Origin of the sequence: Intrasporangium sp. (assembly GCF_032907665.1) — a bacterium.
Classification (GTDB): Bacteria; Actinomycetota; Actinomycetes; order Actinomycetales; family Dermatophilaceae; genus Intrasporangium.
In genome coordinates this window covers 1,362-4,397 of sequence record NZ_JAJJPG010000204.1, presented here as the reverse complement: position 1 = coordinate 4,397, position 3,036 = coordinate 1,362, and the positions used below count along the sequence as shown (strand labels likewise).

Below are 3,036 nucleotides of genomic sequence, written 5' to 3'. Positions count from 1 at the left end.
CCGAAGGCGATGGTGGCGAAGGCCAGGCCTGCCGTCCACAGCGGCTGCGGCAGGATCTCCCGCACCGAGATGGTGACTGCGGTGACCACACCCAGGAAGCTGCCCCCGACCACGAGCCCGGACAGGTACGCGGCCATGGGTCCGCCGAACACCACCGGCAGCACGGTGCCCACCGCGAGCACGACCATGACGACGGCCATCCCGCGGGAGCCGCCGAGGCGGCCGAGCACCGGACCCCACAGCGGCCCTGACACGGCTGCGGTGACGCCTACGACGGCCCAGAACCCGGCGATGACCGGTCCGACGATGCCGTTCTCGGTGAGGTACTCGCTGATGAAGGTCAGGTAGGCGATGTAGCCCATGCCGAAGCACGTGTACGCCGTGACCAGCCAGGTGATCTGCCGCCGGTCCCACCGACGCGCGTGGTCCTCAGGCGGGGCAGGGTCGCCGACATGGCGGGCGGCGAGGACGGCCGCGACGGTGGCCACGGCGCCGAGAGCGCCCAGCCCGAGCCAGCCCTGTCGCCATCCGCTGCCACCGGTGAGGTCGAGGACGAGCGGGACGAGCAGTCCCGCGAGGACGATCCCCGTCCCGGAGCCGCCGAAGTAGACACCGAGCAGCAGCGCCGCCCGACCGCGTGATCCCCGGTGGCTCGCCTCGGCCACGAGAGCGGCCCCGATGATGAACGCGAAGGCGCCGGACACGCCGGCGACGAACCGGATGACCAAGAGCACCGGGAAGGCGGAGGTCACGGCCGGCAGGCAGAGCGCGACGGTGGTCATCGCCGTCCCCGCGAGGAAGGCACGCCGCGACCCGACCGCCCTCGCGACCGACGTGGCGGCCAGCGCGCCGACGAGGTAGCCGGCCGCGTTCGCCGTGTTCATGGCACCCGCGGCGGCGTAGGACCAGTCGAGGTCGTCGCGCATGGCCGGCAGCAGCAGCGCGTAGGCGAACCGCGCCAGTCCCAGCGCGACGAGAGGGCCGGCGGCCAGGCCAAGGGCCACGAGCAGCAGGCCATCCCCGCGGTCCCTGCTTCTCCTCGCCATCCCGGCATCCCATCACAACGGACGGGTGCGTGAGACGGCGACCGCCAGACGAGAACCGTGGCGGCCCGTAGCGTAGGGGTGAGCCGCCATCGCACGAACGCCCACGCTCCCGAGAGGATCGCCATGTCGACCACCGTCCCGTCCGTCATCCGCATCGGAGAGCACGTCGCCGAGGCCCTGGAAGCGGCCACCCCCGTCGTTGCACTGGAGTCGACGATCTTCACCCACGGTCTGCCGCGCCCGCGCAACGTCGAGGTGGCCATCGAGGGCGAGGAGATCATCCGGGCCGCGGGCGCAGTGCCCGCGACCATCGGCGTGCACCACGGGACGCCCGTCGTGGGCCTGACCCACGACGAGATCCGCGAGCTCGGGGCGGACGACGACGCCGACAAGGCCTCGATCCGGGAGCTGTCGATCGGTGCGGTGACGAGGAAGAACGCCGGCACCACGATCGCGGCAACGGCCTTCCTGGCCCGGGCGGCCGGCATCGACGTCTTCGCGACCGGTGGCCTCGGCGGTGTGCACCACGGCGCGGACAAGACGTTCGACGAGTCGGCCGACCTCATCGCGATGTCGCGCACCTCGATCGTGCTCATCAGCTCCGGCGCCAAGGCGATCCTCGACATCCCCGCCACGCTCGAGCGCTTCGAGACGCTGAGCGTCCCGGTCGTCGGCTACCGCACGAACCGCTATCCCGGCTTCTACGTCGTCGACTCCGGCTACCCCGTGGGAGCCCGTCTGGACACGCCCGAGGACATCGCCACGGTCCTCACGACCCAGCGGGCCCTGGGTGTCCCGAGCGGCGTGCTCGTGGCAAACCCGGTGCCCGAGGCCGAGCAGCTCGACCCGGGCGAGCTCGATGGCGTCATCGAGGCGGCCTGGGCCGCAGCCGAGCGCGACGGTATCGGGGGGCAGGCATCAACGCCCTACCTGCTCGACTACATTCGCCGCGCCACCGACGGCCGCAGCCTCGACGCGAACGTGGCTCTCTACCGCAACAACATCCGGCTGGCCTGCGAGGTCGCCACGGCTCTCGTCCAGCGGACCCAGTAGTGCTCGGCGTCATCGGCGACGTCGTCCAGGACGTCGTCATCTGGCAGCTCGAGCCCCAGCGCCGGGCGACGGACACGAAGTCGGAGATCGTCCTGCGCAGGGGAGGCTCCGCAGCCAACGTCGCGGCGTTCGCGGGGTCGAGATATCCGACGCGGTTCATCGGCTGCGTGGGCGACGACCTCGGTGGCCATGCCCTGCGGGAGGAGCTCGCGAGCCACGGGGTCGACGTCCGGCTGCAGGTGCGTGGGCAGACCGGGACGATCGTCCTGCTCATCGACGAGCACGGCGAGCGCACGATGTTCCCGTCCAGGGGGGCCAGCGCGCTGTTGGAGCCCATCGACCCGTCGTGGCTCGATGACCTGGAGATCCTGCATGTCACCGCCTACTCCTTCGAGACCGGACCCACTGCGGGCGCGGTGCTCGACGCGGTCGTGCGGCAGCACGACCGGGGAGCGCTCGTGTCGTTGGACATGTCCTCCGCGGGCCTCATCGACCACTACGGGGTCGCCGCATTCCTGGACCTCGTCGAGCGGTGCCGCCCCGACTTCATCAGCGCCAACGAGGACGAGTGCCGGCTCCTCGGGCTCGCCGACGAGGGCGTGCCGGGGCCGGGCTTGGCCCGGTTACCCGGCGCGCTGCTGCTCGCCAGGCGCGGGAAGGACGCGACGACCCTGATCAAGGACGGCGAGGTCGTCGCGACGGTGCCCGTGCCGCCTGTGGAGGACGTGCGCGATCTCACCGGAGCCGGCGACGCCTTCAATGCGGGATTCCTCACGGCCTACCTCCGCAACGGAGGTGACCTCCTCCGCAGCTGCGAGGCGGCGCATGCCCTGGCAGCGCGCGTCCTTCGCAGCCCCGGCGCGACGGAGGGATCCGGCGAGTAGGACGACTCACACACTGACCCGTCTCGCGGGTCAGTGCGTGAGCCCCCGAGCCC

Annotated in this window: 3 protein-coding genes; 2 read left to right on the top strand and 1 reads right to left on the bottom strand. The window is 71.7% G+C overall.

From position 1 onward, the window contains the following. Nucleotides 1-1,046, bottom strand: a 1,046-nt coding sequence (locus LOY02_RS18115; RefSeq protein WP_317183767.1) for a YbfB/YjiJ family MFS transporter, incomplete at its 3' end; no start/stop codon positions are given. 123 nt (nt 1,047-1,169) lie between these two features. Here LOY02_RS18115 and LOY02_RS18110 point away from each other — a divergent pair. Both LOY02_RS18110 and LOY02_RS18105 read left to right on the top strand, forming a co-directional pair. Beyond that, the gene (locus LOY02_RS18110) at nt 1,170-2,099 is read left to right on the top strand and encodes a pseudouridine-5'-phosphate glycosidase (RefSeq protein ID WP_317183766.1); all 930 of its coding nucleotides are present in this window, start codon (nt 1,170-1,172) and stop codon (nt 2,097-2,099) included. Further along, nucleotides 2,099-2,983 (top strand): carbohydrate kinase family protein, encoded by an 885-nt coding sequence (locus LOY02_RS18105; protein ID WP_317183765.1) that lies wholly within the window; start codon nt 2,099-2,101, stop codon nt 2,981-2,983. Before LOY02_RS18110 ends, LOY02_RS18105 begins: the two co-directional genes overlap by 1 nt. The last annotated feature ends 53 nt before the right edge of the window (nt 2,984-3,036 follow it).

What these genes read in the sequence shown, in the direction of transcription:
- LOY02_RS18110 (WP_317183766.1), top strand. Translation starts at nt 1,170, where the DNA reads ATGTCGACCACCGTCCCGTCCGTCATCCGCATCGGAGAGCACGTCGCC.